The 25,686-nt window shown below is 57.8% G+C and carries 25 protein-coding genes and 3 pseudogenes; 10 read left to right on the top strand and 18 right to left on the bottom strand.

Annotation, left to right across the window (positions count from 1 at the left end):
* The 4 genes from MFF30_RS26280 to MFF30_RS22415 form a co-directional block, all read right to left on the bottom strand.
* Nucleotides 1-175, bottom strand: a 175-nt coding sequence (locus tag MFF30_RS26280) for a BRO-N domain-containing protein (protein ID WP_373320987.1), incomplete at its 3' end; no start/stop codon positions are given.
* Between the two features lie 314 nt (nucleotides 176-489).
* Nucleotides 490-987 (bottom strand): ImmA/IrrE family metallo-endopeptidase, encoded by a 498-nt coding sequence (locus MFF30_RS22405; protein ID WP_238282257.1) that lies wholly within the window; start codon nucleotides 985-987, stop codon nucleotides 490-492.
* On the bottom strand, nucleotides 968-1,423 hold the full coding sequence (locus MFF30_RS22410) for a hypothetical protein (RefSeq protein WP_238282258.1): 456 nt from the start codon (nucleotides 1,421-1,423) through the stop codon (nucleotides 968-970). Before MFF30_RS22410 ends, MFF30_RS22405 begins: the two co-directional genes overlap by 20 nt.
* Before the next feature lie 15 nt (nucleotides 1,424-1,438).
* Complete coding sequence (locus MFF30_RS22415) at nucleotides 1,439-1,669, bottom strand: DUF6471 domain-containing protein (protein WP_238282260.1); 231 nt, start codon at nucleotides 1,667-1,669, stop codon at nucleotides 1,439-1,441.
* Between the two features lie 111 nt (nucleotides 1,670-1,780).
* On the opposite strand from MFF30_RS22415, the pseudogene MFF30_RS22420 reads away from it, so the two are divergent.
* From MFF30_RS22420 to MFF30_RS22430, 3 genes and pseudogenes are all read left to right on the top strand, one after another.
* Nucleotides 1,781-2,575: pseudogene (locus MFF30_RS22420) on the top strand (IS1595 family transposase).
* 58 nt (nucleotides 2,576-2,633) lie between these two features.
* On the top strand, nucleotides 2,634-3,062 hold the full coding sequence (locus MFF30_RS22425) for a hypothetical protein (protein WP_238282263.1): 429 nt from the start codon (nucleotides 2,634-2,636) through the stop codon (nucleotides 3,060-3,062).
* A complete protein-coding gene (locus MFF30_RS22430; RefSeq protein WP_238282265.1) occupies nucleotides 3,059-3,478 on the top strand; it encodes a hypothetical protein in 420 nt (139 codons plus the stop codon). The genes MFF30_RS22425 and MFF30_RS22430 overlap by 4 nt, the downstream gene beginning before the upstream one ends.
* Nucleotides 3,479-4,038: 560 nt before the next feature.
* Here MFF30_RS22430 and MFF30_RS22435 read toward each other — a convergent pair.
* The 5 genes from MFF30_RS22435 to MFF30_RS22455 form a co-directional block, all read right to left on the bottom strand.
* Nucleotides 4,039-4,485, bottom strand: a complete 447-nt coding sequence (locus MFF30_RS22435) for a DUF5681 domain-containing protein (protein WP_238282267.1) — start codon at nucleotides 4,483-4,485, stop codon at nucleotides 4,039-4,041.
* Nucleotides 4,482-5,855, bottom strand: coding sequence for a YfjI family protein (locus MFF30_RS22440; RefSeq protein WP_238282268.1), 1,374 nt, complete (start codon nucleotides 5,853-5,855; stop codon nucleotides 4,482-4,484). The genes MFF30_RS22435 and MFF30_RS22440 overlap by 4 nt, the downstream gene beginning before the upstream one ends.
* A gap of 244 nt (nucleotides 5,856-6,099) precedes the next feature.
* Nucleotides 6,100-6,954, bottom strand: coding sequence for a bifunctional DNA primase/polymerase (locus MFF30_RS22445; protein WP_238282269.1), 855 nt, complete (start codon nucleotides 6,952-6,954; stop codon nucleotides 6,100-6,102).
* Nucleotides 6,944-7,285, bottom strand: a complete 342-nt coding sequence (locus MFF30_RS22450; RefSeq protein ID WP_238282270.1) for a hypothetical protein — start codon at nucleotides 7,283-7,285, stop codon at nucleotides 6,944-6,946. The genes MFF30_RS22445 and MFF30_RS22450 overlap by 11 nt, the downstream gene beginning before the upstream one ends.
* 389 nt (nucleotides 7,286-7,674) lie before the next feature.
* Nucleotides 7,675-8,611 (bottom strand): IS630 family transposase gene (locus MFF30_RS22455; protein ID WP_373320985.1). Its coding sequence is split into 2 segments (ribosomal slippage): nucleotides 7,675-8,284 and nucleotides 8,283-8,611, totalling 939 coding nucleotides; the frame shifts between segments, so codons are not numbered across the junction.
* Between the two features lie 59 nt (nucleotides 8,612-8,670).
* On the opposite strand from MFF30_RS22455, the gene MFF30_RS22460 reads away from it, so the two are divergent.
* From MFF30_RS22460 to MFF30_RS22470, 3 genes are read left to right on the top strand one after another with little or no spacing between them, the layout of a single operon-like run.
* On the top strand, nucleotides 8,671-9,870 hold the full coding sequence (locus MFF30_RS22460) for an IS256 family transposase (protein ID WP_238282272.1): 1,200 nt from the start codon (nucleotides 8,671-8,673) through the stop codon (nucleotides 9,868-9,870).
* Nucleotides 9,871-9,897: 27 nt separating this feature from the next.
* Nucleotides 9,898-10,242 carry a hypothetical protein gene (locus tag MFF30_RS22465; protein ID WP_238282273.1) on the top strand — a complete coding sequence of 115 codons (345 nt, stop codon included), beginning with the start codon at nucleotides 9,898-9,900 and terminating at the stop codon, nucleotides 10,240-10,242.
* 44 nt (nucleotides 10,243-10,286) lie between these two features.
* Nucleotides 10,287-10,622 (top strand): hypothetical protein, encoded by a 336-nt coding sequence (locus MFF30_RS22470; protein ID WP_238282274.1) that lies wholly within the window; start codon nucleotides 10,287-10,289, stop codon nucleotides 10,620-10,622.
* 173 nt (nucleotides 10,623-10,795) lie between these two features.
* Here MFF30_RS22470 and MFF30_RS22475 read toward each other — a convergent pair whose 3' ends face one another.
* Nucleotides 10,796-11,002: a hypothetical protein gene (locus tag MFF30_RS22475; protein WP_238282275.1), complete on the bottom strand. Its 207-nt coding sequence runs from the start codon at nucleotides 11,000-11,002 to the stop codon at nucleotides 10,796-10,798.
* Nucleotides 11,003-11,372: 370 nt separating this feature from the next.
* Here MFF30_RS22475 and MFF30_RS22480 point away from each other — a divergent pair, with 370 nt between their 5' ends.
* The 3 genes from MFF30_RS22480 (at nucleotide 11,373) to MFF30_RS22490 (ending at nucleotide 16,158) form a co-directional block, all read left to right on the top strand.
* Nucleotides 11,373-13,031: a helix-turn-helix domain-containing protein gene (locus tag MFF30_RS22480; protein WP_238282277.1), complete on the top strand. Its 1,659-nt coding sequence runs from the start codon at nucleotides 11,373-11,375 to the stop codon at nucleotides 13,029-13,031.
* 1 nt (nucleotide 13,032) lies between these two features.
* Complete coding sequence (locus MFF30_RS22485; protein WP_238282279.1) at nucleotides 13,033-14,427, top strand: B12-binding domain-containing radical SAM protein; 1,395 nt, start codon at nucleotides 13,033-13,035, stop codon at nucleotides 14,425-14,427.
* A gap of 738 nt (nucleotides 14,428-15,165) precedes the next feature.
* Entirely contained in the window at nucleotides 15,166-16,158 is a 993-nt protein-coding gene (locus MFF30_RS22490; RefSeq protein WP_238282280.1) for an IS481 family transposase, read from the top strand.
* A 20-nt stretch (nucleotides 16,159-16,178) separates the two neighbouring features.
* Here MFF30_RS22490 and MFF30_RS22495 read toward each other — a convergent pair whose 3' ends face one another.
* Entirely contained in the window at nucleotides 16,179-17,036 is an 858-nt protein-coding gene (locus MFF30_RS22495) for an FRG domain-containing protein (protein WP_283205929.1), read from the bottom strand.
* A gap of 110 nt (nucleotides 17,037-17,146) precedes the next feature.
* Nucleotides 17,147-17,473 (bottom strand): annotated as a pseudogene (locus MFF30_RS22500) (recombinase family protein); the annotation flags it as partial.
* Here MFF30_RS22500 and MFF30_RS22505 point away from each other — a divergent pair.
* Nucleotides 17,406-18,092 (top strand): annotated as a pseudogene (locus tag MFF30_RS22505) (DDE-type integrase/transposase/recombinase); the annotation flags it as partial. The pseudogenes MFF30_RS22500 and MFF30_RS22505 sit on opposite strands and share 68 nt — an antisense overlap.
* A gap of 556 nt (nucleotides 18,093-18,648) precedes the next feature.
* Here MFF30_RS22505 and MFF30_RS22510 read toward each other — a convergent pair.
* The 6 genes from MFF30_RS22510 to MFF30_RS22535 all read right to left on the bottom strand — a co-directional run bounded on the left by MFF30_RS22510 (nucleotide 18,649) and on the right by MFF30_RS22535 (nucleotide 25,370).
* The gene (locus tag MFF30_RS22510) at nucleotides 18,649-19,860 is read right to left on the bottom strand and encodes a tyrosine-type recombinase/integrase (protein WP_238282281.1); all 1,212 of its coding nucleotides are present in this window, start codon (nucleotides 19,858-19,860) and stop codon (nucleotides 18,649-18,651) included.
* A 520-nt stretch (nucleotides 19,861-20,380) separates the two neighbouring features.
* Nucleotides 20,381-20,650 (bottom strand): hypothetical protein, encoded by a 270-nt coding sequence (locus MFF30_RS22515; RefSeq protein ID WP_238282282.1) that lies wholly within the window; start codon nucleotides 20,648-20,650, stop codon nucleotides 20,381-20,383.
* Nucleotides 20,651-20,749: 99 nt separating this feature from the next.
* Nucleotides 20,750-21,049: a hypothetical protein gene (locus MFF30_RS22520; protein ID WP_238282283.1), complete on the bottom strand. Its 300-nt coding sequence runs from the start codon at nucleotides 21,047-21,049 to the stop codon at nucleotides 20,750-20,752.
* Between the two features lie 163 nt (nucleotides 21,050-21,212).
* A complete protein-coding gene (locus MFF30_RS22525) occupies nucleotides 21,213-21,539 on the bottom strand; it encodes a YARHG domain-containing protein (protein WP_238282284.1) in 327 nt (108 codons plus the stop codon).
* A gap of 82 nt (nucleotides 21,540-21,621) precedes the next feature.
* Nucleotides 21,622-23,709, bottom strand: coding sequence for a glucans biosynthesis glucosyltransferase MdoH (gene mdoH / locus MFF30_RS22530; RefSeq protein WP_238282288.1), 2,088 nt, complete (start codon nucleotides 23,707-23,709; stop codon nucleotides 21,622-21,624).
* Between the two features lie 86 nt (nucleotides 23,710-23,795).
* Nucleotides 23,796-25,370, bottom strand: a complete 1,575-nt coding sequence (locus tag MFF30_RS22535; protein ID WP_238282285.1) for an OpgD/OpgG family glucan biosynthesis protein — start codon at nucleotides 25,368-25,370, stop codon at nucleotides 23,796-23,798.
* Nucleotides 25,371-25,686: the final 316 nt, after the last annotated feature.

Raw genomic sequence — 25,686 nt, forward strand, 5'->3', positions numbered from 1 at the left:
TCTGACCGAGGGTCATTCTTTCATCGGCATCCAGTCGGTTCGCGGCATCTGAAGGGTTCTTGATTTCCAAGGCGCGGCAAGCGTCAACGAGGACGAACCACGTCTCCCCATTCACATCCACTGCTCTGAACTCGTTCCGATCCTCGGTTTGAAATACCTGAAGTGAGTATTGCACAACTTTTCTCCGTCAAATCAGACGGAGCGATGCGGAAACCGATATTCCCCTTGATCCCGACGCTTTGCGTTCTAAGATCCCACTTACCACTACGGTCCTGGGCATCGCCCCAGGCTTAGCGCCCGAATCGTTCGCTGCGGTTCGGGCGCTTCTTTTATGCACCTTGCACTGATCTCGGCGCAAGTGATGCTTAACATCAGAAGCGTTAACGAATCATTACGCGCAAGGTCCCGCGCGTTAACCAGTCGCCACTAGCCTGTGGACATCGCAATTTTGTACGGAACCTTTTTGCACCGAGAGACATTCAAGCTGATTCAAAACAGAGAGTATTGGTTCAGCGATACCGTCTCCAAGCGGATTCGCATCGCCTCTTCAGACACCTTAAATTGCTTGGCTAAGGCGCTTGTCGTTGGGTACTGCTTGCGAAGAGAGCGTAAGAGGGGGATCGGCATCAATATATCTGCCGCTAGCCGGTTAGCCTGTGCCTCATAGGTCCCGCTAAGCTCACTCCGATAAAGCGTATTGTCCGTAAGTTCGCTTTCAATTAGATCGCGGTGTAAAATGTAGTGCGCGATCTCATGGGCTAACGTGAACCGTTGCCGATTAGGATGGTCGGCCATATTGACCGATATAGCGAAGCTGTAGCTCCCGCCTGGAAGTCGTTGCCGAACAATCTTGCCAGCGATACTTGAGCCCAAATGCTCTTTGTACACGCGAATGCTAAGATCGCGCGCGATCATTTCGAGGTTCACGGGCGCAGAGGTCTGGTGCCTTGCAACGATTGCCATCGGGTCAATTGTCTTGGTCACCATTCCCATTCCCCCTTGATAGCGCCTCAAACAACCTCTGACTTTCTTCCGTCGTCTGATGTTTCGATATCGCCGCTTCTACGGTTCGCGTTGCGACTGCTGTTGCAACATCTTGCGCCACCGACATTGCCTTATCGGCGGCAGCTTCTTTAGCGTCTTCACTTAGTCGCGCGTATCCCCAAATTGCAATCGTTGCCAACCCAATGCCAAGCACGGTAATCATGGCACTCAGGCCAGTAAGCATTATAGATATAAAGTCTTTATAATCAATAGATTGAGGCTCAGATTGCCGATTTAGAAACGTATCTAAAAGTGTTTGCCGTGGTGGTTCGTGAGCGAAGATTTTCCAAGCGACCACACCATTCAGGATCAGAAATCCGAAATTGAATGCAATCAGAATGGTAAGCCAGTTCACTCGCTTGAACTTGGTCTGCATCATATTTGACCACGCGAGTTACGATATATGGACTGCTTTAGTTCCGACAGCTTCAAGGCATTGGATAAAGAAAACCGCCGTGAACTTACCGCGTGCCAACTTGTTGCGAATGTTCGGCTCGGTCTCTTTTACGCCGATTGCGGCCAGCTTCTCGACAAGCTGCGCGTAGGTCACGCCCTTCCGCTTCAACTCAGCCTTCAGGATCGCTTTCACGCGCGTATCCCAGTGCTCCTCAACGCCTTCGGTCATGCCGCTCGCATCCTATCTGATGGTGGATGCCATCATACGCGATGCGATTTCGCTTGGCTATAGAGGGGCTATGTCATCATATGAGATGCATAAGCACCCAAGACGATGGCAATGGTTTCCCACGTCCTCCTCTCCTCAGCCACTCGGACCCTCTCGCACAAGGCGATTTACAAGGGTGTCGAGGACAAGGCCTACCAGCTCTTCAAGCGTCTTCGCTGGCCTTTGACGGATGGCGAGCCTGTGTGCCCTGCTTGCGGCTGCCTGGACCACTACAACATCACGACGCGCCGTCGCTTTTAGTACGCCGGCTGCGGCAAGCAGTTCAGCGTCACGTCGTGCACGATCTTCGCCAGCCGGAAGCGCGCCTTCACGGACCTGTGCGCCGCTGTCGCTATCTTCGTGAACGCCGTTAAGGGGCTCTCGGCTCTTCAACTCGACCGCGATCTGGACGTGTCCTACAAGACGGCCTTCGTCCTTGCTCACAAGCTGCGCGAGGCCCTTTCGGCTGAGACGGCCGGGTATGGCCTTGAGGGTTAGGTCGAGATTGACAGCGCGTACTTCGGCGGCGTCGTGCGCCCTGAGAACCGCAAGGAGGGTCGCAACGACCGTCGCCTCAAGGCCAACCTGAGCGCCGAGCGCCGCGTTGTCATCGTCATGCGCCTGCAGATGAAGCGATTCACCCGCCTCTCGAACGCCTTCACGAAAAAGTTTGAGAACCATGCTCACATGGTCGCGCTCTATATGGTCTGGTACAATTTCGTAAAGATGCACAAGAAGCATCGGATGAGCCCGGCGATGGCCGCTGGCGTATCGGATCAGCTTTGGAGCATGGAAGACGCTGCGATGTTGGTAGAGGCCGCGGCGCCTGCAATAGGCAAACGGTGTCCGGACAAGAAGAGGGATTGATTGAATGCCCCCATCCAGGCGTTACCGTATATGTGAGACATCAGATCCCGTATTGACGGTGGACGTTGATGCGGACCTCAATCAAGAAGTTGTTTATTTACTGGTTGCTAACAAGCTCCAAGGTTATAATCATGGCAAATCTAGAATCGTATATATTGGCCGCACAGAGCGAGGCGTGAAGCGAATTAGTGAAAGCGCTGCTGATAAAATTGCGCAAGCACTGGATCACGACTTTCTTAAACTAAGAGCTTACGTTATATGGTGCAACCCAGAAGCAGATGAGAAAGCTTCTTTGCCGAATATGCTAGAGCGAACCATCATTTTGAGATTTGAGCAAATATTTGGCCAGCTTCCGCTTTTGAATAAGCGGGGGTTCAAACTAGGCGACGAAGGAAAATATTTTACCGGCAATGCGATTGATAAGATTATTGATCGCCATAGTAGTACGCGCCGTAGGGTTGCGGACGAGCTAGAAGACGAGTTATGAAGCATCAGCTTACAGGCAATGCAGGTCTTTATCACGTCGCTCGCGAACTATCGCGGCGCGGCTGGCACGTCATGCCAACTGTTCGTAACGCGCGCGGGGCTGATCTATACGCAGCTAAGGGAGAGGATGGGATTGCGATCCCGGTACAATCCAAGGCGTTGTCTAAAAAGGCACCCGTCCCCCTTGGAGCAGACCTGACGAAGCTGCGAACGCACTGGTGGATTATTACGACCTTCGCCAATGCCGCCGCGCCGATATGCTACGTGATGACCCTGGAGGAAGTGAAGGAAGGAGCGCATCGCGGCGAGAGTGCCGCCGGCGTCACTTACTGGCTTCAGCCGAGGGCCTACGCTCTGCCCGCCTATCTTGAGGCATGGGATCGGCTCATTCAGCCGATAGCGACAAATTCAAGCTGAGACATTACCCGGGTCTCCCCTGGCTTGTCACATCTAGAAGCGCTTATCGGACGCTTGAAGGCTGAGCAGCATCTGTTGGTGCTGGAAGCGGCAGCGAGCGGCCAACACCCGTGCGTGCTTGCCTTGCGAAAAAATTGCGGACCTCGAAAACCATCCTGGGTGTGGAAGCCTTGATCGAGGATCGCTGAAAAGGGCGGTTCAACGTTCAACAAGAAACCCAACTCGCATTGCTCCGGGCGGGTGAAGGTATAGGGCACAGCTTAGCTGGGTAACGCCGGCCGGAAGTCGCATCAACGGTGACAGGGCTCCCTTATAAGGCGCTGCCCGAGCTTCTGCAGGAGAGACCCGCCACTGCCGGAACCGGGGGGGGGGGCTTATTGTGAGACAGAACGATTCAACGGCGCGGGCCTCAGCGCGTATAACCTAAGACTACTACAGGTCGATTCGCACCAACATAATTGCCGTAAGGCTGAGTCGGTCGCTGTGCTGGGAAATGCATCAAACCCACTCCCAGCCAGAACTTCGCCCAAACAAATAAAGTATATCTTCTATTTTTATTATTAAATAAGTTCATCAAAAAACTTCTGGTAAGAACGGTCCTTGCGTGCTGTTATTAACAGATCGTGGATTTCACCTGCACTCAATAGCGAAAAGTCAATCTTCTGCTCTTCTTCTAAAATTAACTCTCGTGGAACTATTGATGCAACAAGCCTTATGTACGAGGCGGCGTCATTTTCTCTAAGTTTTTTAAGAGCGGCAGCGCCGTTATCTAGAAAATCTTTTTCAACTACCTCTAAAAATAAGGCCGTTAATCTATTGCGCTTGCCCTTCGGCCTTCCAGATGGATTTCCCGATTGTCCGGGCAAAAAGGGGCGTCCTCGCTGTTTTGGCGCAGTATTATCAGTAGGCGCATCTGCGCATAGGAGTTCAGATTCAACCTTTTGAGGGTTATGAAGGAGCCTCTCGGGGGGGCGTTCATTTGCGGCCACATCACTCATATCGTTCATCTCAGCCCCGTTGGATTGATGCTATAAATGCCTTTTGGCCGACCGCCAGTGCTTATTTCAGTATACCTTAGCCATTCATAGTCTAATAGCATATCCAGACCAGATTTAATCTGGTCTCTATCCGTTAGATTTGACCAATCACGTTGATGGATTTCCCTAAGAGTAAAGCCGTCTGCCAATTCGCCTTTTCGGATTCGGGATAGGATCGCTGCTGCAGCGGTCGCTTCACTTCTCAAACCTGCGCTGTATGCACGCTTCGCATGTGTCTTGAGATAGGTCGCATAACCGATTGCCCGTTCCAATGATGCAGTCGTAATGAACCCGCTCTGCCCATCTGCCATGTGATTGATCAAAGCTAAAGCCGGAACCAATTTGCGATATTTAGCGAAATGACTTTCCAATGATACATGGAGAATGCCGGAGCGTAGCTCAGACTCCAGATCGCCTAGCCAAGCGATAAATAGCTCGCTCGCCTGAGGGTCGAAACTAAGATAACGACTGTTGTCGTCTGGATTTATCGAAGGTTGCACATGAGCCCAGTTCGGTCGCGAAAGCCAATCGAAAACCTTGTGAACAAGTTCTTTCGCTGAGCTATCTGGTAGACGGTCGACATTTCTCCATTCTTGTCCTTGATCCGGCCATGTCAGGACGCCAAAGCGCTGGATCATTCCATCGTCTCCGTCGCCTCCCTTCAATGCACGACCGATGTACGTCGCCAGCTTACCAGGCTGGGTCGAACCCAACATCGAGACACAGACCGACTCAATGTGCTGGTGGCCGCGACCGATGCGGTCGAAAGTATAGCCTTGTTTGCCATCCCACGCGGAGAGAAAAAAACCACGCGCAGCCGCATATTCCTCCTTATCTAAGGTTTTTAACAATGCTACGAGTTCGTCTCGAAAGGCTAATATACCATTAGGGTTGTTCACTAGTATGGCGCCTAAAGCTTCGTATGTTGCATCGCTAACTATGAAACGCTTAGCCTTAGGAGTATCTGGTTCGGCAGGGATCTCAACGTCTAATGTGGCATTTGGACTTATCTTAAATTTCTTCTTTGCGTACTCTTCGGCTGCGTTTTTGCGCAGTTTGTGGATGTTAGCTTCGCGTTCGTAAGATGTAAGCGCTTCCAGATGCTCGTCGCGTGCCTTCGCTTCTAAGCGTCTGAGTGGACCTAATGCCTCGTTCATTGCCGGAGATTTCATCGTGCCCGGACGGCCAACGATCAATCCCCAAAGGTTTGCAACTTCAGTCCAGTTATCTAGGCACTTCGGCCGGATACCAATTTGTCGGCCGAGAACCGAACCCATTGCAACAATCGCAGCTGCCGCTGGGAAGTCGGGCGGGCATTGCATTCGGTCAGAAATATCCATGATCCACGGCGCAATCGTGCGAGGCAGGCATCCTGGATCCAGCTGCGCCACTGCCGCAAGCCCCGTAGGTAGCGGCACGGGTTCGCCCCAATTTGGGCCAGGAATCGAGGACGCACACTCAGCGGACATGCTCGCAGGAATGCTGGTAGTACGGGCACCCTCAGAACCCTCAAAAGGTAGGTGCACTGTGTCGAGCGACGAATGGCTCGTGATGTGCGAATTGCCGCCTAACGAGAATTGCGTATCACCTGCCATGGCGCACGCCCGCCATGCCCGCACGCATGCCACTCGAAACCGTATTTCTGGCTTCGCGATCGCTTAGACCTGCAGAAATCCCCGCCTGATTCAGCATTGTCGATAATGTGTGAGCGCAGGCAGCCTGCCGACTAACAAGTTCTCCCGCCCGACATGACGCCCAGTGCAGTGCTGCATTTCGACCGCCTACGGCGGCCTTACTCACTACTGCAATAAGTCCTTGGATCTGGCGTTCTGTAGCTCCTCGGCCTAGGGCGGCCTGCGTTGCTCTTTCTGACGGAGTAGTTTGTGCACTTGCGGCTATCAGCCAGGCAGGCATCGTCAACAGCTTGCCATTCGCGATCGCACTGGCAAGCTGACACACTGTACCTCCGATGAGTTCGTATTGTCGGCCGTCGGGCAAAATGGTACAGGGCGCGATAATATAGGCGTTGTCTCGAACGTCGATCCCGAGAGATAAAATTCCTTTTGTGCGTCCAAGATTGGTCGGACGAGCAAAAAGGACGTGCAAACCGTCGCGCGGCGTCTTTACAACAGGTACACTGCGCCAATCAAAAGCAAAATACTTGAACAGCGTCATGAGCGATTGAACGCCATCCGTCTTGCCATGTCTGTCCGCATCTAAAACAAATAAATTATTCAGAGCGCAAGGCAGGCCGTAAATTGCGTTAGGGTATGCGGTTGACCATTGATATATTTGACTTTCAGAGCAACTCGCGGCGTGAAAACCGTTTCGCGTGTAAGGACTTTTTACGCTACCTTCCCGAAAATTGTCTTCCCGGCATGGAAAGGTTTTCACGCCATTCTGCGCAAAAGCAGTGGCAACTGAGAGATTATTGTTCATCACGCTGCCTTCCCACGAAAGTATCCGGGTTGACGTTCAAAAACTGCAGAAAATTTCGAATTTCTTCGTCAGTATCGAGTGGCGGCCACTGCGAGACAGCAAACAGGCGTCGGGCGCGTCCTCCCTGGATGCGCTTGATGATCACGAGAGAAATTTCGCCTGAGAGCAGATCATTCTGGGCAGCGAAGAGAGAAACGGATTCGAGGAACGGCGCATCGCCACTCATGTAGGGGCGTGCCCGAAAAGCGCGCTCAGGATGCGCATCAAAGAAAAGCTTGTCTTCGCGGTGAGCTGGATTTGGTGACGAGACGGATATGAAACTGGAGTTCATGTTACCGCCTCCCAATAGAATTGACGGAGTTATCCTGCAGGTTTCTTAGCCAACGCATCGCTTCTTCATGGGAGATAATGGTGCGCGACCCAACTTTAATAATCGAGATTCTACGATCTTTAATTTCTTCATACAGCCGTGACCTTCCGATAGAGAAGGATTCTACGAAATCTTTTATACTGTAAGCGTGCTTGGTTGGACTAAGGTAGATTGCTTCGGTTAACGTCATTGTCCGCTCCTTTGTTTGGCTGAGGATGCGAACATACGCCGACGCCCTTGCGTGGACGAGCGGTGTATAAGGCTCAGATTGAAGTGTCTTTCTATGATTGCCTTGAATCAGACAGTTCCAGCTCTTCAGTGAACTTTGAAAGCACTAGAGCTCTTGTCGTTTAGGTTGGGTCATAAGCCTCGTATCCGGTGGCGGCGATGTAGTTGCGGCATTCCGCTGGAGTGAAGGCTGCGAAGGCCCGGGCGATGGCTGCCCAAAGGTCTGGGACAGTTCGGGCAGCGGCGGTGCGCAGCAGCGCCTTGAGCTTTGAGAAGGCCTGCTCGATCGGGTTTAAGTCGGGCGAGTAGGCCGGGAGGTAGAGGAGCCGCGCGCCGGCCGCCTCGATGGCTTCGCGCACGCTGACGACTTTGTGGGATTGCAGGTTGTCGAGAATGACGGTGTCACCCGGCTTCAGCACCGGGACCAGGGTGTCGGTGACGTAGGCGCGGAAGCGCGTGCCGTTGGTCGCCCCGTCGAACAAGGTGGTGGTGACCAAACCGCTGGTGCGCAGGGCGGCGGTGACGGTGGTGGTCTTGTAATGGCCTTGGGGCACGCGGAGCCGGCAGCGCTCGCCGCGTGGAGCCCGACCGTAGGTGCGGGCCATGTTTGTGGCGGTCGCCGTCTCGTCGATGAAGACAACGGCATCGGGGTCGAGGTCGAGTTGACCCTCGAACCACGCCTCTGGTGCGGCTCTCACGTCCGGACGCTCCTGCTCGGCCGCGTAGACAGCCCCTTTTACGGGTGATCCAATGCCGGGCGAAGAACCGCCACAGCCCGCTGACGCTCGTGCGGACACCCTGCTCGGCCAGGATAACACACACCTCGGGCAGGAAGGCCTGCGGCTGCTCCCGATCGACCTGAAGGATCCGCTCAGCGTGCGCTTCGATGGCCGGTGCGGTTCGCTGCTCGCACGAGGGCCGGGGTGCGATCGCACCCTCCGCCTGGAAGCGTTCATGCCAGCGGATCGCGCTGGATGGGCCGACCCCGAAGCGCTTGGCCGCCTGTCGGCGCGAAGCTCGGTCGTGTCCCAGGCGGTGGTGTAGCTGAGGGGTGGTCATCGGCGGTTGCCGGGTAGGGTCGGGTTGCGACGACCAACCTCGAACCCGAGAGACCTCCGATGACCGACGAGATCATGGCCCTGCGCGGGCTGATGGAGAAGAGTGCCGACGCCGATCTGCTGCGCGAGATGATCGGTTTTGCAGCCGAGCGACTGATGGAGCTGGAGGTGGGCGGCCTGACCGGCGCGGCCCACGGCGCGAAGAGCGCCGAGCGACTGGTCCAGCGCAATGGGTACCGTGACCGAGACTGGCAGACGCGGGCCGGCACGGTCGAACTGCGCATCCCGAAGCTGCGCAAGGGCTCGTACTTCCCCGGCTTCCTGGAGCCGCGCCGCATGGCCGAGAAGGCGCTCACGGCAGTGATCCAGGAAGCCTACATCCAGGGTATCTCGACCCGCTTCGTGGACGACCTCGTGCAGGCGATGGGCGGCACCGGCGTGTCGAAGAGCCAGGTCTCGCGCCTGTGCCAGGAGATCGACGAACGGGTCGGCGCGTTCCTCGACCGTCCCATCGAGGGCGAGTGGCCGTATCTTTGGATCGACGCGACCTACGTGAAGGTTAGGAGCGAGGGCCGCATCGTTTCGGTCGCCGTCATCATAGCGGTCGGCGTCAACAGTGACGGTCGGCGCGAAGTCCTCGGCATGGACGTGGGCCCGTCCGAGGCCGAGACGTTCTGGACGGACTTTCTGCGCAAGCTTGCCCGGCGCGGCCTGCGCGGCGTCAAGCTCGTGATCTCGGACGCCCACGAGGGCATCAAGGCCTCGGTGGCCAAGGTGATGAACGCGACCTGGCAACGCTGCCGCGTCCACTTCATGCGCAACGTGCTCGCCCATGCCGGCCGCAGCGGGCGGCGTGTCGTGTCGGCCTTCATCGCCACCGCCTTCGCCCAGGACGACGCCGAGGCGGCCAAGGTGCAGTGGCGCAAGGTTGCCGATCAACTCCGCCCCAAGGTGCCCAAGCTCGCGACCTTGATGGACACGGCCGAACCCGATGTGTTGGCCTACATGAGCTTCCCGGCAGCACACCGGGTCAAGCTGCACTCGACCAATCCGCTGGAGCGCCTCAACGGCGAGATCAAACGCCGGACCGAGGTCGTTGGCATCTTCCCCAACGAAGCCGCCATCACCCGCCTCGTCGGCGCGATCCTGCTCGAACAGAACGACGAGTGGGCCGTCCAGCGATCCCGCTACATGACCCTGGAAAGCATCGCCCCAATCGGCGATGATCCCCTCGTCAGCCTGCCCACCCTGGCGGCCTGACCGATCCGGCCCAAGCCGGTGATCGTGGTGCCCCTCAGCGAGCTACACCACGCTAAGGGACGCGACCCATTCGATCGTGATCCTGCTTGTTCTGCATCCGCTGCATTTGATCAAAACTCAGGTGAAACGGTACAGGCCAGCGAGCTGGCGACCTACGCTACCGTGCTCGCGCAATACCATCTGCATGCCGAATCGAAGTTTTGGAACGGCCGTTCACTCGACGCCGGCACTACGTTGCGCCGACACGTTGTGGTTCTCGGCAGCACGTACATCGGGAAGGAAGCCAACCGCTGGGAAGAGCAGTTCTTCACCGGCCGCGATCTGCAAGCAGCTGTCACTACGGTAGCGCGTTGGATGGCCGGGCAGACCTGATCGATGAGCTGCTGAGCGCGCGATCCCAAACGGGTGAGCGGACATTGGCGGAGGCGCTCGCGAACTCGCGTGAAACGTTGCGGCGGCTGCTGGCCGAGCAGCATGTAGGCTCGGGCCGCCGCATACACGACAAGGTCGGTCCAAGGCTTGCGGCGCTTTTGACGAGATTGCAAGAGAAGGACGAGGAACGTTCCTGCGCACTCGCACAGCTGATCAGTGAGATCGACAGAGACGGCTTGACGCAAGTTGCGCGTCGGATTGGCTATGACCCTGCGAATCTGGCAGCCATTCGAACTGGCCGGCGTGCGCTTCCAAAAAATTTTCTCATTGGCATTCAGAACGTGACTGGCGCCTTGCAGCGTCAGAATTACAACGTGTAAAACTTACAAGTCTTGGAGACGGCAAAGCATATCTAACCCCGGTCGAAGTTCAGCTCGACCGGGGCGGACGCTTCTGAGAAGCCGCAGCGACAAAATGGAGTTCAAACCTGTTTATAGTCGTAATCGCACTAGCGCGCGAATTGCTTGACCGCGAGAGCAGTCGAAGTAGCATCTTAAGCCACGGATGCCGCGACGCCCGTCATCCCCTCCGGCAAGGACATCGGCGTGTAGGCCACGGATAAGTAGGCCATGATAATGAAAGCAGCTGCCAGAACAGCTATCGGCCCCCTGCTCTGCAAAAAGAACGGTCCAACTTTGATACTCATGCCAGTTTGCCGACGAGCACGAATGAGCGCTTTGTCAGTTTTCCGCTTGGTCATGTCCAGTATCCTGTTTTTGCGAAGTGTTATTTATTTTAAGCCCGACGTCGGTGAACGGATCTGAGCCCGAATCCCAAACGATGTCACGTTGGACCGTGCACAGCCTTGCAACCCCGTGCAGTTTCATGCACCGCTGTGCAGAACCATGCTGGAGCTCGGCTTTAATTCAAAACAAGGTCAAGAGTCGTTTTGAGCTCAATATAGCTTAGGCGGATTTTTAAGCGCGCCTTAGGCAAGCATCAAAAAGCTTAGGTCTGGGAATAACTCAACATGCGATCATGTAGCGATAATGAATCTTAAGTGAAAATTATATATAACCAACCGCTTAAAAAAATGTCGAATAACAAATCGCATAAAGGAATAAAAATATATGGCAGAGGAAGCCGGAGAGAGAATATCACTAAGTATGATATGGTCAAATAAGGATCATAAGAAGGAATTTGGTGCCTTAATTTGCCAGGCGATGATTGGCAAAGGGTTTATACGTAGTACCCTTGCGAAAAAATTGAACATCAACCCTTCATCAATCAGCCGCCTGATCAGCGGAGGGTCAGTTTCAGAGGATTTGGCGTTCAAAGTTATTCAGTGGCTCGGCGTTTCCGCGGTCGCTTTTACAGATTCGCTCGATCAGCGCAGGCTTGACCAAAATCCAGTAGTCGAAGGTGACCGACCATGGATTATCGATTTCATACGAGCATCGGAGTACCTTCGGAACATTCTTCGAGAAGGCACCCCTACAATTGATCGCTGGAGATTTGAGAAAGCTGGCGCACCAGAGCAATACTACGACAGCGGCAACAACCATGATTTGATCGCCTTGCTAGCCCAGAACGAGCTGCTTCGTCTTTCTAATCTCCTGATGGTTAGAGGGGCTGCTGGTATGGGCAAAAGTACTTTCTTTTACAAATACATTCAAAGGTACTCAAAAATCAAGATACTGGATATATATTTGCTCATTTCTCAAAACAATCTGATGGATATAGAACAGGAAGATCTAATCCGTACATCGATGCAGCAGTATTTAGAAAACAAAACGGACAATGAACCTATAATAATTGACCATCTAATTCCAGCGGTTCGGCGAATCGCAATCAGACTGAGAGAAAATACGGATGAATATTTAAAAAAATTCCTAAAGTTTCTCGCGGATCTCATAAAAAGGCGGAAATTTAGCATAGTAGTCTTAATTGATGACCTATGCGACGGGGATCCTGTTCCTGAACTTGCCCCCACGAAACTCATTCCGGAGGTTCGAGGATGTTCGATAACGATGAGCATCCAAGAAAATGAAATCGCCCGTTGGAGGAATGAATTTAAAGGCAAAGGTATTTGCATATTCGAGGAAGGAAGCCATAGGAAACTCGGCATCTTTTTGGATGCATACCGCAGCGCGCCGGTATCTCCCGCTATGTTAGTTGGTCACCTGGCCGACCGCAGCATCATCGACTTCAATAACGTGCTATATGAGACTGCCAAGCAGGTTCGGGAGTGGGCAATCAAGCTCCAGGAGTTGGGCAGTGTTACTCAGACCGGGCATGATGATGCATTAAGAATAAAAGAGTGCATCAAGCTTATACAGGATGAACAAACTTGGGAGTGGCTATATCTCTCGAAGTTTGGATATGCCGAAACTTACCTTGTGAGAACTCTTTGGAGAGTGCACGAAGTCCTTATGCTGGGTGATTCGCGGGAGACTATGGCACTCAGCAATGTCATTTCTTTGCTTTGTTACTGGGAGGTGTTTGACATGCTGCCAGGCCAGAAACGTGTATACATTCATAGCAATTTACGAGGAGTCTTTCTTCGCAGGGAAATCGATAATATGGACCTATATTCAGTTGATTTAACGCAAGCTATTCTTTCTAGAGGGGTAAGATTTCACAACGTTAAGTTTATCGGATGTCTTTTTGATAGGGAAACGTTCAGAAAGCTCAAACAACGTCGCGAACGCGATGGCATCGAGTTGAAAGATTGTTTTTATACTGAGGCGCTCAACGGCTACTTACATATCAAAAGTGAGCATGATTAACATGGCCGATATCACGCTGATTTCTTTGCGATTTGGAAGAGACCGTGGCCGCATGCCGCCGTTAGGCGCCCTGAGTTTGGCGGGTGCACTTGAGCGTTCCGGTCACAATTGGGAACTCATCGATACTCAGAAGGATGCCTCAATTTCTCTTTTCTCTGTTGAGAGTTTAGTAAAAATCTTGAAGAAGACGAGGACAGAGTATCTTGGTATTAGTGTTTTCAACGATGCTCTTCCGGTGTTGATTGCCGCTCTCGATAGATTAGGTAGCGATCTGAAGGCAAAGATTGTTTTAGGCGGTCCAGGAGTTGTGGGTGTCGCGGAGGCTTTGATGAAGCGACTGCCATCGCTGCATGCCATTGTTGTAGGAGAAGGTGAAAAAGCAATACGCGAGATCTTAGCAAGTGCCCCCAACGTATGTCATACGGCTGGCATCTTTTCGAGGGACTTAGAAGGGCGGGTCATTGGTCACGGGCAAACGCTTCGAGAGGATCTAAACGAAATCGCACCACCTGCGTGGAGTTGGTGCGGAAAACGAGCCTATGAGGTTGTTCCGCTCTCCACCATGAGAGGGTGCCCCTTCTCCTGCTCGTTTTGTGAGATCACGTCATTTATGGGACGGCGGGTGACGCGAGCGCGTATTGAAACGGCTTTAAACAGTTTGGCCGATGGTATGCGCGCGATCGGATCTAATGATGTAGCAATATTGGATGACACATTCACAATAGACCAGCGTCATCTTTCCGGTTTTTGCGATGGTCTTCGAGAAAGAGGCATTAGAATTAGCTTCTCGATTTTTTCCCGCGCCGATACCCTAAGCGAACGTCAGATGTCGTTCCTCTCAGAGGCGGGCTGTAATCGGGTCTTTTTTGGTTTGGACTCTGGTAGCGATGATCTCCTCGGCAGGATCAGTAAGGGGATCGTGATAAAAGAAGCCATCGAAGTTGTTAAAAAAGCTGCCGAGTTCTTTCCAGTCACGGCGTCATTCATGTGGGGCTTTCCGTTCGAAACATTTGATGCATTTATGAAGACAATCGAAGTTTGCGAAGACCTGCTCGCTTACGAAACGACTTGGCCTATTACTCCTCAGCTTCACCTTTTGTCACCATCCGCCGGCACAGATATTTACAATTGTTATGGCTCTACATTGTTGCTCGATAAAAATGTTCCGTTGTTGCTGGTGCCAGATGGCATGTCTGGATCGTCAAGAGGAGATAATTTTGAAGAGGTATTTGCGGTGATTCAATCTGAGCCTCTAATTGGCGCTCCGTTTTATAGATACGATACGCAAGATTTCTGCGATAAGATGCAGAGGGTGAAACTATTGGAAAGGGAAATTATGGCAGTTGCTGGCCAGCGCATTATCAACAAAATGCACTCATTTGGAGTGAGATTATGAACACGCACCGAGAATCGCCTATGTACTCTAGCGCTGTTAGGCAGGTTGTCGGAAAATGCGTTTCAAATATAGATTTTAGACGGGTATTTGCTGACGACCCCTCACTAACACTTCAATCCTTGGGATTTGAGTTGAGACCCGCCGAATTATCTGCAGTTAATCGGATTCTGGAGAGGTTAGATTGCATGCCCGCCTGCGAACAAAGGCAAGTGTATGAAACGATTGCCGGTGCGGATAATTTGATCAAGTAAATGATAAATTCGAATACCTTTGAAGTTTCCATATGGTCCGAATCAATCAAATTGACTAATCTTGCCCAATTACATTGGGCTTGTCGGTTATAAAAAAGGTAATTATGGCGCTTCTGCAAAATGACCGCTACCCCCTCCAACTGCGTACGACCATGGGTCCAGCGCTTTGCTGGTCACTGGTGGTCTACGATGTTGACCATTTCTATACCCCCTGACGACCGGGAGGGGTTCTCCTTCCGCCGGGTCCAGTCTGAGATCGTGTCCCTGTGGTAGCCGGTCATGTCGGCCAACGTCGTGATGGAGTAGGCCCCGCCGTTGTCCGACGCTGCCGGAATTCCGGCAGTCGCGACAGGCGCGGTGACGGGGGCCGCGGCGTCCTCGATACGGTCGGCGGCCGCCCGGACCTGGGCGGGCGGGCGATGTCGCCCATTAGATTTTTGGTCCCGCGGTGTGGTGGTACGATCGCCGTTGCATGGATGGACGTGCTATGGGACAGGTTCTCCACGTAAGCGCCACGACGACTGAGGCGGTCCGTCGAGCGATCCAGCATAGTCAAGCGAGCCTGAGGGCCCTCTCGAAGCGCTACGGGATCAATCCAAAGACGGTTGCCAAGTGGAAGAAGCGGACCTTGGTCGCCGACCAGCGCACGGGGCCGAAGGATCCTCGCTCGACGGTGCTGTCACCCGAGGACGAGGCGGTGGTGGTCGCCTTTCGGCGTCACACACTCCTGCCCCTCGACGACTGCCTCTACGCGCTCCAGGCCACGATCCCACACCTGACCCGCTCCTCGCTTCATCGCTGCCTCCAGCGACACGACATCAGCCGATTGCCGGAGGTCGACGGCGACAAGCCCAAGCGCTCGCGCTTCAAGGCTTATCCGCTGGGCTACTTCCACATCGATCTGGCTGAGGTCCACACGGCGGAAGGGCGGCTCTACCTGCTTGACGCCATCGACCGCACGACCAAGTTCGCCTTCGTTGAGCTTCATGAGAAGGCCGCGCGGCGGGTTGCCGGCGACTTCCTCCGGCACCTTATCGAGGCGGTGCCCTACAAGGTGCACACGGTGCTCACCGACAATGGCACCCACTTCACGACACCCGGCAACGTTGCCTCGGCCGCCTCCATCATCAAGGAAGCGATTGCAGCTGGAGAGACCTTCCGAGCTCACAGCTTCGAGTCCGCCTGTGCCCGCAACGATATCGACCATCGCCTGACCAAGCCGCGGCACCCCTGGACGAATGGGCAGGTCGAGCGAATGAACCGCACGATCAAGGACGCGACGGTCAAGCGCTACCACTACGACAGCCATGAGCAGCTTCGTGCCCATCTGGCCGACTTCGTCAGCGCCTACAACTTTGGCCGTCGCCTCAAGACCCTGCGAGGTCTCACGCCCTACGAGGCTATCTGCAAGGCATGGTCCGCCGAGCCCAGTCGCTTCAGGTCAAGCCCGCTCCACCAAATGCCGGGACCAAAAATCTAACTTATTTAGTTTTCGCGCCTTTATTTGTATCGTTCGACGATATGATCAGCGGCATAATCAATTTCCGGAAATAGAGATCCCTTGGTAATTCCAAGCATCGCGAGTTCCTTTCTTATTGCTGACTTTCTTCCCGCTGGAACTATTATTGATTTGAATTGTATAGGATTTAGAATCGGTCGCGCTGGCGTCGCTGAGAAGCCGAAGATCAAGAAAGCTCCATTCTGCGCTATAATTCTACGATTGTTGAGTTTAGGAACTACGTACCAAATACGGTTCAAGTCTCTTGGATTGACCATAGAACGGAACGAGGGCTTTTCCGCGCGAATGAACTGAACTAACCTATCCGTTTCATCTAAGAGCTTAAATTGCGCTACCGACCCTGTTCTATTCGAATTAAGAACCGATTTTTCCGCTTCAGACATATTAGCAAGATTTGCTATGCAGCTTACTGCATCGCTATCAAAATACTTTCTTCTAATATCAGGTACGCGTATGTAAAAAACTTTCCCATCCGTGGGGGCCTCCAATTTGCGATCAACTGTACCAGTTGCGTAGAATAAACCTACCAATGGATTGGCGCTTACATCTAGTAGCCGCGTCGGAAGACCATAATGCTGCATCCGGACTAGCTTATCAAACATGCTAATGTCGTTTATGAATTCATTCGGATGAACAGATAACAGTTCTCGAACGGCGTCCCTCTCATGGGTAAGAAGTTTTTTTCTGTTCGGCCTCATAATGCCTGGCGCAACGCTCCAAGCCGAATTGCGTTCACCACGGAATGTATAAAACCCCCTAGGCTGAGTTGGGAGGGACCCGATTACATCGAGAAACTCTGCGAGCGAGGTGATGGTGTGGGTCGTGGGAGAGGGCGGCATAGCATCTCTATCAAAATCCACTCAAAGTAGTATGTGCGCACTTGCGGGTTTGCAAGATACATAGTCGCCAAAAGAATTGAGGGGCCGCTTGGGAAACCCGGCGGCCCCGCTCACGCCTCCTTGGCGCTCAATGCCCGATGCACAGACCCCTTGCCGATCCCGAGCTGGGTGGCGATGGTACTCATGCTCAAACCCGTTGCCGCCAGTGCCTTCACCTCATCCGCCTTGGCCCGGGCGGTCGGCTTGCGGCCCTTGTAGGCTCCTCCGCTCTTCGCCTTAGCAATGCCCTCCCGATGGCGCTCCAGCATCATCTCCCGCTCGAACTTCGCCACGCCGCCGAGGACGTTGAGCATCAGCTTGCCGGTCGGCGTAGCGATATCCACGCCCAGGTTCACGATGCGCAGAGCCACGCCCTTGCCCTCCAGGAGCGCTAGGATGCCCACCGTCAATGCCAAGCGGGTGCTGCGGATCATGCAGCACCAGGGCATGACGCTCGAACGCCATACGGCATCCTGCCCCAGCCGAACTCACGACGGCATCGTCATCGCGCTGCGCTCGAACACTCGGTGGTGCTCGGACCATCTGGAGATCCACGCCCGCAACCGAGAAGTCGTACGCATCCTCTTCGTACTCGACGCGTGCGACCGCGAGATCATCGCCTGGTCGGCAGTCGCCAATGCTGGCGTCTCCGGCGTGATGGTTCGAGACCTCATGGTCACGGCCGTCGAGCGCCGCTTTGGCGCGACCAAGGTGACCCATACCGTCGAATGGCTGTCCGACAACGGCAGTGCCTACATCGCCAAAGACACAGCCGACACGGCCCGTGCCCTCAGCCTGAGGCTGCTCTTCACGCCCGTCCGTAGTTCGGAGTCGAACGGCATGTCGGAGGCCTTCGTCAAAACGCTCAAACGCGACTATGCTCGGGTGACGATCCTACCCGACGCCGACACGATCCTTGCCTTGCTCCCCGCCTGGATCGAGGACTATTGCGAGGTCCACCCGCACTCGGGATTAAAATTCCGCTCCCCACGCGAGTTCATCAGGCTCAGTGCCTAAACGCAATCGCCGCCTGTCCAGCAAAATGGGGTCCACTCCACTCGGTTGTCATCGGCTAGATAAATATAATTGTTTTTTAAAAACTAAAGATGTTTTTCCAAATGCCCTACTATTCGATCGATGATTGCTTCGTAACTATTTCCACAAAGCCACACTCGTTCGGTGTGATGGCGCCGTGGACTAATAATCCCATTTCCTCTTGCTTTACATTTTTCTTTTACGTGAGAACAAACATCTTTTGGCGGTCCTATATCCTTAATCGCGCGATCAACTGCGGCAGATTTGCAGACGTAAGGCTCTTTTTCCAAAATATTGAGGGCCCTTTGGATTAGCAGTCTATCAACTGGGCATAGGTGCTTGGGCCTATTTTTCCCAGTAGCTGGCTTAGGGATCGGAACGCCGGCCCTTATTGTAAACACTGTTCCTTTATTGGCTCTTGGGGGGCGTATTTTCAAAGCAGCTCTCGTTTATGTAAACAATTGACATATAGATTAGATATTTTAGAAAATAAGGCAATATATTGTCGGATTGACTATCAATGTTAGTATTATTTTAGTTATTTGAACTCTGTGGCGTTAAGAGGTATGCTTACCGGTTCAAAGATGCTTACATAAGCGCTCCACGCCTCCATCATAGTGCGCCTCTTTTCTAAGGCATCGCCTCGCCTATAGGCTCGCTCAGTAGCGTCACCGACAACATGCGCTAATGCCGTCTCGGCGATTTCACGCGGGAAAGCTGTGCATTCGCCAGCCCAGTCTCGGAATGAGGAGCGGAACCCGTGCACCGTCACTTCCACCTTCATGCGTCGCAGCATCATCTCCATAGCCATAATGGATAGCGGCCGGCTCTGCTTCTGGCCGGGGAACACGTACTCACTACACCTGACCACTTCGGCCTGATCGAGAATTGTAAGCGCCGCATCGGTGAGTGGCACACGATGCTCAATGCCGGCCTTCATGCGCATCGCCGGTAGCGTCCAAACCTTCGTTTTTCGATCGATCTCACTCCAGCGGGCCCCCAGGACCTCACCAGAGCGCGAGGCGTTTAGGATGCAGAATTGCAAGGCGAGGCCAGCTAAGGCGTTGCGGGATCGCAGGTCCGCCATGAACGCGGGCACGTCCTCGAAAGGCATGGCAGCATGGTGACCGCGCGTCAGCTTTCGGCGCGCCGGCAGCAGCTTGTCGAGGTGACCGCGCCAGAGCGCCGGGTTCTCGCCTGTTCGCAGGCCCTTCGCCTTGGCTGCATCCAGCACACGCTCAATGCGTCCGCGTAGGCGTGAAGCTGTCTCGCTCTTGGTCTGCCAAATGGGCGTGAGGACGTGCAGAACGTCGGCGGTGCTGATTTCGTCAATGAGCTTGTCGTAGAGGGGCCCTGCATAGGTCTTCAGCGTAGAGGACCATTGCGCCTTGTGCTTGTCATTGCGAAAGCCCTGGGACAGGGACCTCACCACCTCCTCGGCAAAGGTGCCGAAGGTGACAGCGGTAAGCCGCTCCTCTCTGGCGTTCCTACGATGCTCAATTGGGTTCTTGCCGGACTTGCGGATCTGACGTGCTGCGGCGGCTTTCTCGCGGGCCTCGGACAGGGAGACGGCGGACAAGCTGCCAAGCCCCATCTCCTTCAGCTTGCCCTGCCAGCGGAAGAGGAAGAGCCAGCGCCTAGCGCCACTCGCATCCACAACGAGGTAAAGGCCATCACCGTCGGAGTGCCGGCCAGGAACTGCGAGCGTAGCGGCCGCTCTCGCGCTCAGCTTCTTCACGGCGCGTGCCATTCCACAACCCCAACATTTACCCCAACAAGTTACGTGGATCGTAGCGGATGTTGACGGACTTCGGTAGCTGATTTGGGGTCTAAGTCACTGAATTATATGGGACCCGCGGACACGTAGGGACCTATCTGGACCCTGGTATAACGGACACCCCTTCCGCCAGTTTGAACCGTCCGGGGATTTCCAAAGACTTCAACCCCCGCAAGGGCGGAGCTTAGACGAAGCGCTCCCCTCTTACCCAAGACGCGTTACCCAAGACCCGCGAGCGTGCGGTGCCGATGGGACTGGACCGTTGCGGCGAGGACGCAGCGGGTCGCGCAGGAACGGCTAATCCGAGACGCCGAGGCGAAGGAGAAAACTCCCTCCCGACGTCTGCTTCAGCAGATCGGCGACCTCGAGGATCGGATCCGGGCCGTCGAGGCCCTGATCGAGGATTGCTGACACGTCGCGCGCAGACGAGAGCCGCCCGCCACGGCTGGGGCCGGGCGGGCGACAGGGATCATTGAATCAAAGAGAGAGAGTCTCAGCGGCTGCTGCCGCCGGCGCTGCTGTTCGGCACAGCCTGCTCCGGCTTGCTGGCATTGCCGCCCGCCGCGGAATCGGTGGTCACCGTGCTGGCCCCGGTCGCGCCACGGGACACCGACACGCTCGGATCGTTGCCCGTGGTGTTCGGCTGCGGCTGGACGACGGTGCCGCCGGGCTGGGTCGGCTCACGCACGGCCTGGGCAGAGGCCGCGACGGCGGACAGGCTGAGGAGAGCGGCACCGAGAGCCGGAATCAGGATGGTCTTCATGGAGTCTCCATCGGTCGGAAAGAAGGGCGGATACAGGCGAATGCCCTACCCCGCAGCGCGGGGCAGGGCGCGAAACTGTCGAATCAGGGTGGGCAGGGGTCAGTAGCCGCGGCCGTAATAACCGTTACCGCCACGGTCATAGGCACCGGCGGCAGCGGCTCCCGCAGCCACGCCCGCGATGCCGAGACCCACGGCCGCGCCGGTCGAGAGCCCACGGCGGCCGCCACGGCGATCGTAGTCGCGGCCACGGTCATACCCGCGGTCGATGCCACGGTCGTAGCCCCGGCCGTAACCACCATCGCGGTAACCGCCGTAGCCATACCCCTGAGCCTGGGCACCGGTCACACCAAGAGCCCCGAGCGAGAGCGTCACGGCGGAGATGAGGGTGAGCTTACGCATCGTTGTCTCCTTCGTTTCGTCGTTGAAGGACCAACAGGTCGCGTCCAGATGGGTTCCGATCTTTTTGCCAGGAGCGCGGCGTACGCTCGCAAGACTGTCCTTCTGCCGGACAAAGCCGGTCCGTGCTTTGGTAAAGCTTGCCGATGCCCCGAAGGATCGATCGCTACGGCGTGCAGCCGAAGCGGCGCTCCGTCGCGCGGATCCGGGCGACCCGCTCCCGCTCGCGGGCCGACAACGGCACATCCGCCTCGTCGTCGAACCGACAGCCGGCATTCCCGAAAGTCCGAATGCCCCGTGGCGAGCGGAAGCAATAGCCGGCCGCCTTGAAGATCGCGTTGCGCTCGGTCCAGAGGCCGTCGCAGTCCGCCGCATCGACCTGGGCGATCACCCGGGTCGCGTCCGCTCCGTCCCCGGCCCCCGCGCGCGCCGACGCTCCGAGAGCGAGGGCCAGAACAGCGGCCGTCGCCGCGCGGGATGCAAGACGCCTCATATCGAAAACTCTTTCGTCCGGCGGATCGCGGCCTCGCGCCGCGCCTTCGTCCAAAGAGCGTTTCCGGGGCGGCCGCGTCCGGTCAAGGTGCCAGCCGCCCGAGGCGGTCGAGGAGGGCGCGGTCGTGGAGGAGGGCCATGCGCTCCTTAGGGGTGAGCCAGGCCCGGGCCTCGGCGATGCCGTCCGCCTCCACCACCTTGGCCTGGGCCAGCGCCTGGTCGGGGTCGATGGCCCCGCGCGGGCGCGGGGCGGCCTCGGGCAGCATCGCGGCGTGGGCCCGGGCGAGGTCCGGGTCGGCGTGGAGGGCGGTGAGCGCGTCCGCGTCGTCGAGGCCGGCCTCGGCGTTGCGGCGGGCCAGCACCCCGGCCTGCGCCGCGATGGCGGGGGGGGCACGCTCCTCCGGGGTCATCAGCAGGCCGAGGCGCTTCAGGCCAAGCCCGAGGCCGAGCTGGCCGCTCGCCCAGGAGATGGGAATCGCGAGCACGAGGCCCAGGATGGTGGGCGACATCCAGAGGAACAGCGAGGTGGCGATGGCGAAGGCCGCCACGCCGGTGACCAGCCCCAGCGCCATGTGCCAGCGGTGGCGGCGCACGATGTCGCCCCAGGGGATCGAGCCGTCGTCGCGGCGCTGCGGGTTCCAGCCGGTGTCGCGCCCGAGCAGGATCTGGAACACCGATCCGGACTGGATCAGCATCGCGATGGGGGCGATGAGCGCCGAGAGCAGGATCTCGATCAGGCTCGACAGGACGAGGCGGATACCGCCCCCGCAGGCCCGGCGCACGGGCCCGTCGATGAGCGCGAGGAAGAGGCCCAGGAACTTCGGGGCGAGCAGGATGCCCATGGTCAGGCCGAAGAGCTGGAGCGCGCGCACGGGGTCGAAGCGCGGCCAGACCGGGTAGAGCCCGAACTCGGAGGTGAAGTATTCCGGACGGACGTAGGCGGTCTGGAGCACCAGGGCGATACCGACCACGAGCTGGGCGAGCCAGAGGGGCGAGGCGACGTAGCCGGCGATGCCGGTGGCGAAGTGCTGACGGGAGGCGGCGGCCAGGCCCGCCGTGCCGATGATGCGGCTGTGCTGGAGGTTGCCTTGCGCCCAGCGCCGGTCGCGCACGGCGACATCGATGAGCGAGGGCGGGCTCTCCTCATAGGAGCCGGGCAGCGCCGGCAGCATGGTCACGCTCCAGCCGGCGCGCCGGATCAGGGCCGCCTCCACGAAGTCGTGGGAGAGCACGTGGCCACCGAAGGGCGGCTTGCCCTTGAGGTCGGGCAACCCGCAGGCTTGCGCGAAGGCGCGGGTGCGGATGATGGCGTTGTGGCCCCAGTAATTGCCGTCGCGGCCAGACCAGACCGAGAGCCCCGTGGCGATGACCGGCCCGTAGATGCGGGCGGCGAATTGCTGGACGCGGGCGAAGAGCGTGTTGCGGTTGATGATGAGCGGCAGCGACTGGATGATGCCGGCATCCGGATCGGCCTCCATGGCGGCGGCCAGATGCACGACGCAAGGCCCCGTCATCAGGCTGTCGGCGTCGAGCACCAGCATGTGGTCGTAGGCGCCCCCCCAGCGGGAGACGAAGTCGCCGATGTTGCCGGCCTTGCGGTGGTGGTTCTTCGGCCGGTGGCGGTAGTAGAGCCGGGCGTCCGTGCCCCAGCGGGCGCGCAAGGCCAGGAAGGCGCGCTCCTCGGCGATCCAGGCATCCCCTTGCGTGGAATCCGACAGCACGAAGTAGTCGAAGGCCTCGCCGAGACCCGTGGCGTCGATCTCGGCCCGCATGGCCTCGACGCCCGCGAAGGTCCGCGCCGTGGCCTCGTTGTAGACCGGCATCACCACCGCCGTGCGGGTGGTGAGCCGCGCCGGCAGGGCCGGGGTCTTCAAGCCCCGCAGGAGCACGAGGAAGCCCAGGATCGCGCCCGTGAAGGCGAGCGCGATCCAGGAGAAGTTCAGGGTGAAGAGGGCAAGCAGCACGTACTGCAGCGCCGTGGTGCCGCCGGAGACCGCCACCACCTCGTACATCTGCAGCGCGCCGTAGGCGGTGAGGAGCGCCGCCCCCCCGAACACGAAGGCGCGGGCGAGCCAGGGCTTTCCATGGCGCGACGCCGGCCGGTGGCCGGCGGCCGGGTCCCAGCGCTCCAGGTCCTGCACCGGCATCGGCAGCGGCGCCTCCGGGGGCATCGCGGCGGCGAAGGGCAGGGAGACCGGCTGGGGCGGGGCCACGATGTCGGCCGGGGCAGCGATGTCGGGGGAGAGCGTGGATGCGGTCACGGGGTCCAACGGTAGAGCCAGGTTTCGGTGAGCGGCGTGCCGGCGCGCTGCAGGTTGAGCCGCAATTCGCAGGATTTCTCGCCCTTCGGATCGAGCTCGAAGGCCACCCGCAGGGTGTCGCGCTCGGGGTAGCGGTAGAGGGTGCTCGACGTGATCGCCCCGGAGGCGGCGCTGAGCTGGGTCTGGAGGTCGCCGGGTGCCGCGATCCCCGCGCCGGTGAAGTCCACCAGGAACAGGCGGCGGTTGTCGCCGCCGCGCCCGCTGCGCGTGCCCGAGACCAGGGCCACCTTCGGCGGCTCGGGGGGCTGCCAGCACCAGTGCTGGCGGTAGCTGAAGGGCATTTCGGCCCCGGCCGCCAGCGTCGCCTTCGGGCGCCAATAGGCCAGCACGTTCTCGTTGAACTCGGAATCGCTCGGGATTTCCAGCAGGGTCACCGCCCCCGGTCCCCAGGCGCCCAGGGGCTCGAGCCAGAGGGAGGGGCGCCACTCCCAGTGCTGCACGTCGTCCTGGAAGGCACCATAATCGCGCGCCCGCTGCATCAGGCCGAAGCCCTTCGGGTTTTCGTCCACGAAGGAGGAGATCTGCAGGGTCTCGGGGTTGCGCACCGGGCGCCAGATCGCCTCGTCGACCCCGGTGCGGATCTGGAGACCACCGCTGGAATAGGCGCCCGCGCGGGCGTCATCCGCCCCGCGCCGGTCGTAGGGGCCGAACAGGTAGCTCGTGGTCATGCCGCCGAGGCCCAGGTGGTCGATGGCCGCGCGGGCGAAGACCGTGCCCTCGACGTCGCAGAGGGAGGCGTCGCCGGGGCGCAGGCTCATGCGCAGGGCCGCGGCGGCGGAGGGTGAATCCACCAGCGCGTGGACGACCAGGGGACCGCCGGGGCCGGGCCGCTCGATCCAGATCGCGCGGAACTCGGGGAATTCCTCGCCCTTGGCGTCGGCCGGGCGCAGGGTCAGGGCGCGGGCCGTGACGCCGAAGCCCTGCCCGGTGGCCAGGGCGCGGAAGAACGATGCCCCCTGGAACATCGCGAAGTCGCTGAGATCGCCCCCACGGAAGCGGGCGCGGACGCGAAAGCCCGAATAGCCGGGGTCGTCCTTGAAGGGCGGCAGGGCGACCCCTTCCGTCTCGAACCGGGCCGGATCGTAGGGAAGGGCACGCACCGCCCCGTCCTCCACCAGGGCCAGCACCACCCGGGAGCGGAACACCGAGCCGCGATGCAGGGGCTCGAGGGTGAAGCCCAAGCCCGCATCCGCCCAGACCGCGCTGCCGGGACGGCTGCGGATGGCGGCGTATTGCTCGCGGTTGAGGCCGGTGAGGGCGTCGGGCAGGTCGTCGGTGCGGGGCGCCGCGTAGGGGCGCTTGGCGAGCGCCCGGGCCAGATCCGTGACGAGGCCGGGCTGGAACGGCGTGCCGTCGGCGGGGAGCGCCGGGGCCTCGTCGGCGAAGGCCCGGCCCGGCAGGGCGGAGAGCCCGCCGGCGAGGGCGGCAAGACCGGCCCGACGCAGCACGGTGCGGCGGCTGGGGCAGGCGGCGGACGGGTCGTCGAGGAAATCCGGGTTCGGCGGCGTCATCGGGTCCGTCTGGTCGGCGCGGGCGCGCGAAATCTTGGGCTGGGTAGAAATCTTAGTCTGGGTATTCGAAGTCTGGGAACGTTTACCATGTCGAGCCCTGAACCGGGGGTTAAGCCGTTCCGAACCGTAACGGTCAACGCAGAAGCGCTCCGGACCGTTCGCTCCGGGGCCGAGTGCGGCATCCCGGACTTGAAACAGCCCCATGAGCCCTTTAGCCCCCGCAGGATCAACAGCCTGAGCAACGGCTTGGCCAGTGGCGGAACGCGCGATGACGGACCAGACGACCAGGACTACGGAGCGCAGCCTCACCGCCATC

The organism is Methylobacterium goesingense, assembly GCF_022179225.1.
Lineage (GTDB): Bacteria > Pseudomonadota > Alphaproteobacteria > Rhizobiales > Beijerinckiaceae > Methylobacterium > Methylobacterium goesingense.

What these genes read in the sequence shown, in the direction of transcription:
- MFF30_RS22405 (WP_238282257.1), bottom strand. Translation starts at nt 987, where the DNA reads ATGGTGACCAAGACAATTGACCCGATGGCAATCGTTGCAAGGCACCAG.
- MFF30_RS22410 (WP_238282258.1), bottom strand. Translation starts at nt 1,423, where the DNA reads ATGATGCAGACCAAGTTCAAGCGAGTGAACTGGCTTACCATTCTGATT.
- MFF30_RS22415 (WP_238282260.1), bottom strand. Translation starts at nt 1,669, where the DNA reads ATGACCGAAGGCGTTGAGGAGCACTGGGATACGCGCGTGAAAGCGATC.
- MFF30_RS22430 (WP_238282265.1), top strand. Translation starts at nt 3,059, where the DNA reads ATGAAGCATCAGCTTACAGGCAATGCAGGTCTTTATCACGTCGCTCGC.
- MFF30_RS22435 (WP_238282267.1), bottom strand. Translation starts at nt 4,485, where the DNA reads ATGAACGATATGAGTGATGTGGCCGCAAATGAACGCCCCCCCGAGAGG.
- MFF30_RS22440 (WP_238282268.1), bottom strand. Translation starts at nt 5,855, where the DNA reads ATGGATATTTCTGACCGAATGCAATGCCCGCCCGACTTCCCAGCGGCA.
- MFF30_RS22445 (WP_238282269.1), bottom strand. Translation starts at nt 6,954, where the DNA reads ATGAACAATAATCTCTCAGTTGCCACTGCTTTTGCGCAGAATGGCGTG.
- MFF30_RS22450 (WP_238282270.1), bottom strand. Translation starts at nt 7,285, where the DNA reads ATGAACTCCAGTTTCATATCCGTCTCGTCACCAAATCCAGCTCACCGC.
- MFF30_RS22460 (WP_238282272.1), top strand. Translation starts at nt 8,671, where the DNA reads ATGACCGACGAGATCATGGCCCTGCGCGGGCTGATGGAGAAGAGTGCC.
- MFF30_RS22475 (WP_238282275.1), bottom strand. Translation starts at nt 11,002, where the DNA reads ATGACCAAGCGGAAAACTGACAAAGCGCTCATTCGTGCTCGTCGGCAA.
- MFF30_RS22480 (WP_238282277.1), top strand. Translation starts at nt 11,373, where the DNA reads ATGGCAGAGGAAGCCGGAGAGAGAATATCACTAAGTATGATATGGTCA.
- MFF30_RS22485 (WP_238282279.1), top strand. Translation starts at nt 13,033, where the DNA reads ATGGCCGATATCACGCTGATTTCTTTGCGATTTGGAAGAGACCGTGGC.
- MFF30_RS22490 (WP_238282280.1), top strand. Translation starts at nt 15,166, where the DNA reads ATGGGACAGGTTCTCCACGTAAGCGCCACGACGACTGAGGCGGTCCGT.
- MFF30_RS22495 (WP_283205929.1), bottom strand. Translation starts at nt 17,036, where the DNA reads ATGCCGCCCTCTCCCACGACCCACACCATCACCTCGCTCGCAGAGTTT.
- MFF30_RS22510 (WP_238282281.1), bottom strand. Translation starts at nt 19,860, where the DNA reads ATGGCACGCGCCGTGAAGAAGCTGAGCGCGAGAGCGGCCGCTACGCTC.
- MFF30_RS22515 (WP_238282282.1), bottom strand. Translation starts at nt 20,650, where the DNA reads ATGAAGACCATCCTGATTCCGGCTCTCGGTGCCGCTCTCCTCAGCCTG.
- MFF30_RS22520 (WP_238282283.1), bottom strand. Translation starts at nt 21,049, where the DNA reads ATGCGTAAGCTCACCCTCATCTCCGCCGTGACGCTCTCGCTCGGGGCT.
- MFF30_RS22525 (WP_238282284.1), bottom strand. Translation starts at nt 21,539, where the DNA reads ATGAGGCGTCTTGCATCCCGCGCGGCGACGGCCGCTGTTCTGGCCCTC.
- mdoH (WP_238282288.1), bottom strand. Translation starts at nt 23,709, where the DNA reads ATGCCCCCGGAGGCGCCGCTGCCGATGCCGGTGCAGGACCTGGAGCGC.
- MFF30_RS22535 (WP_238282285.1), bottom strand. Translation starts at nt 25,370, where the DNA reads ATGACGCCGCCGAACCCGGATTTCCTCGACGACCCGTCCGCCGCCTGC.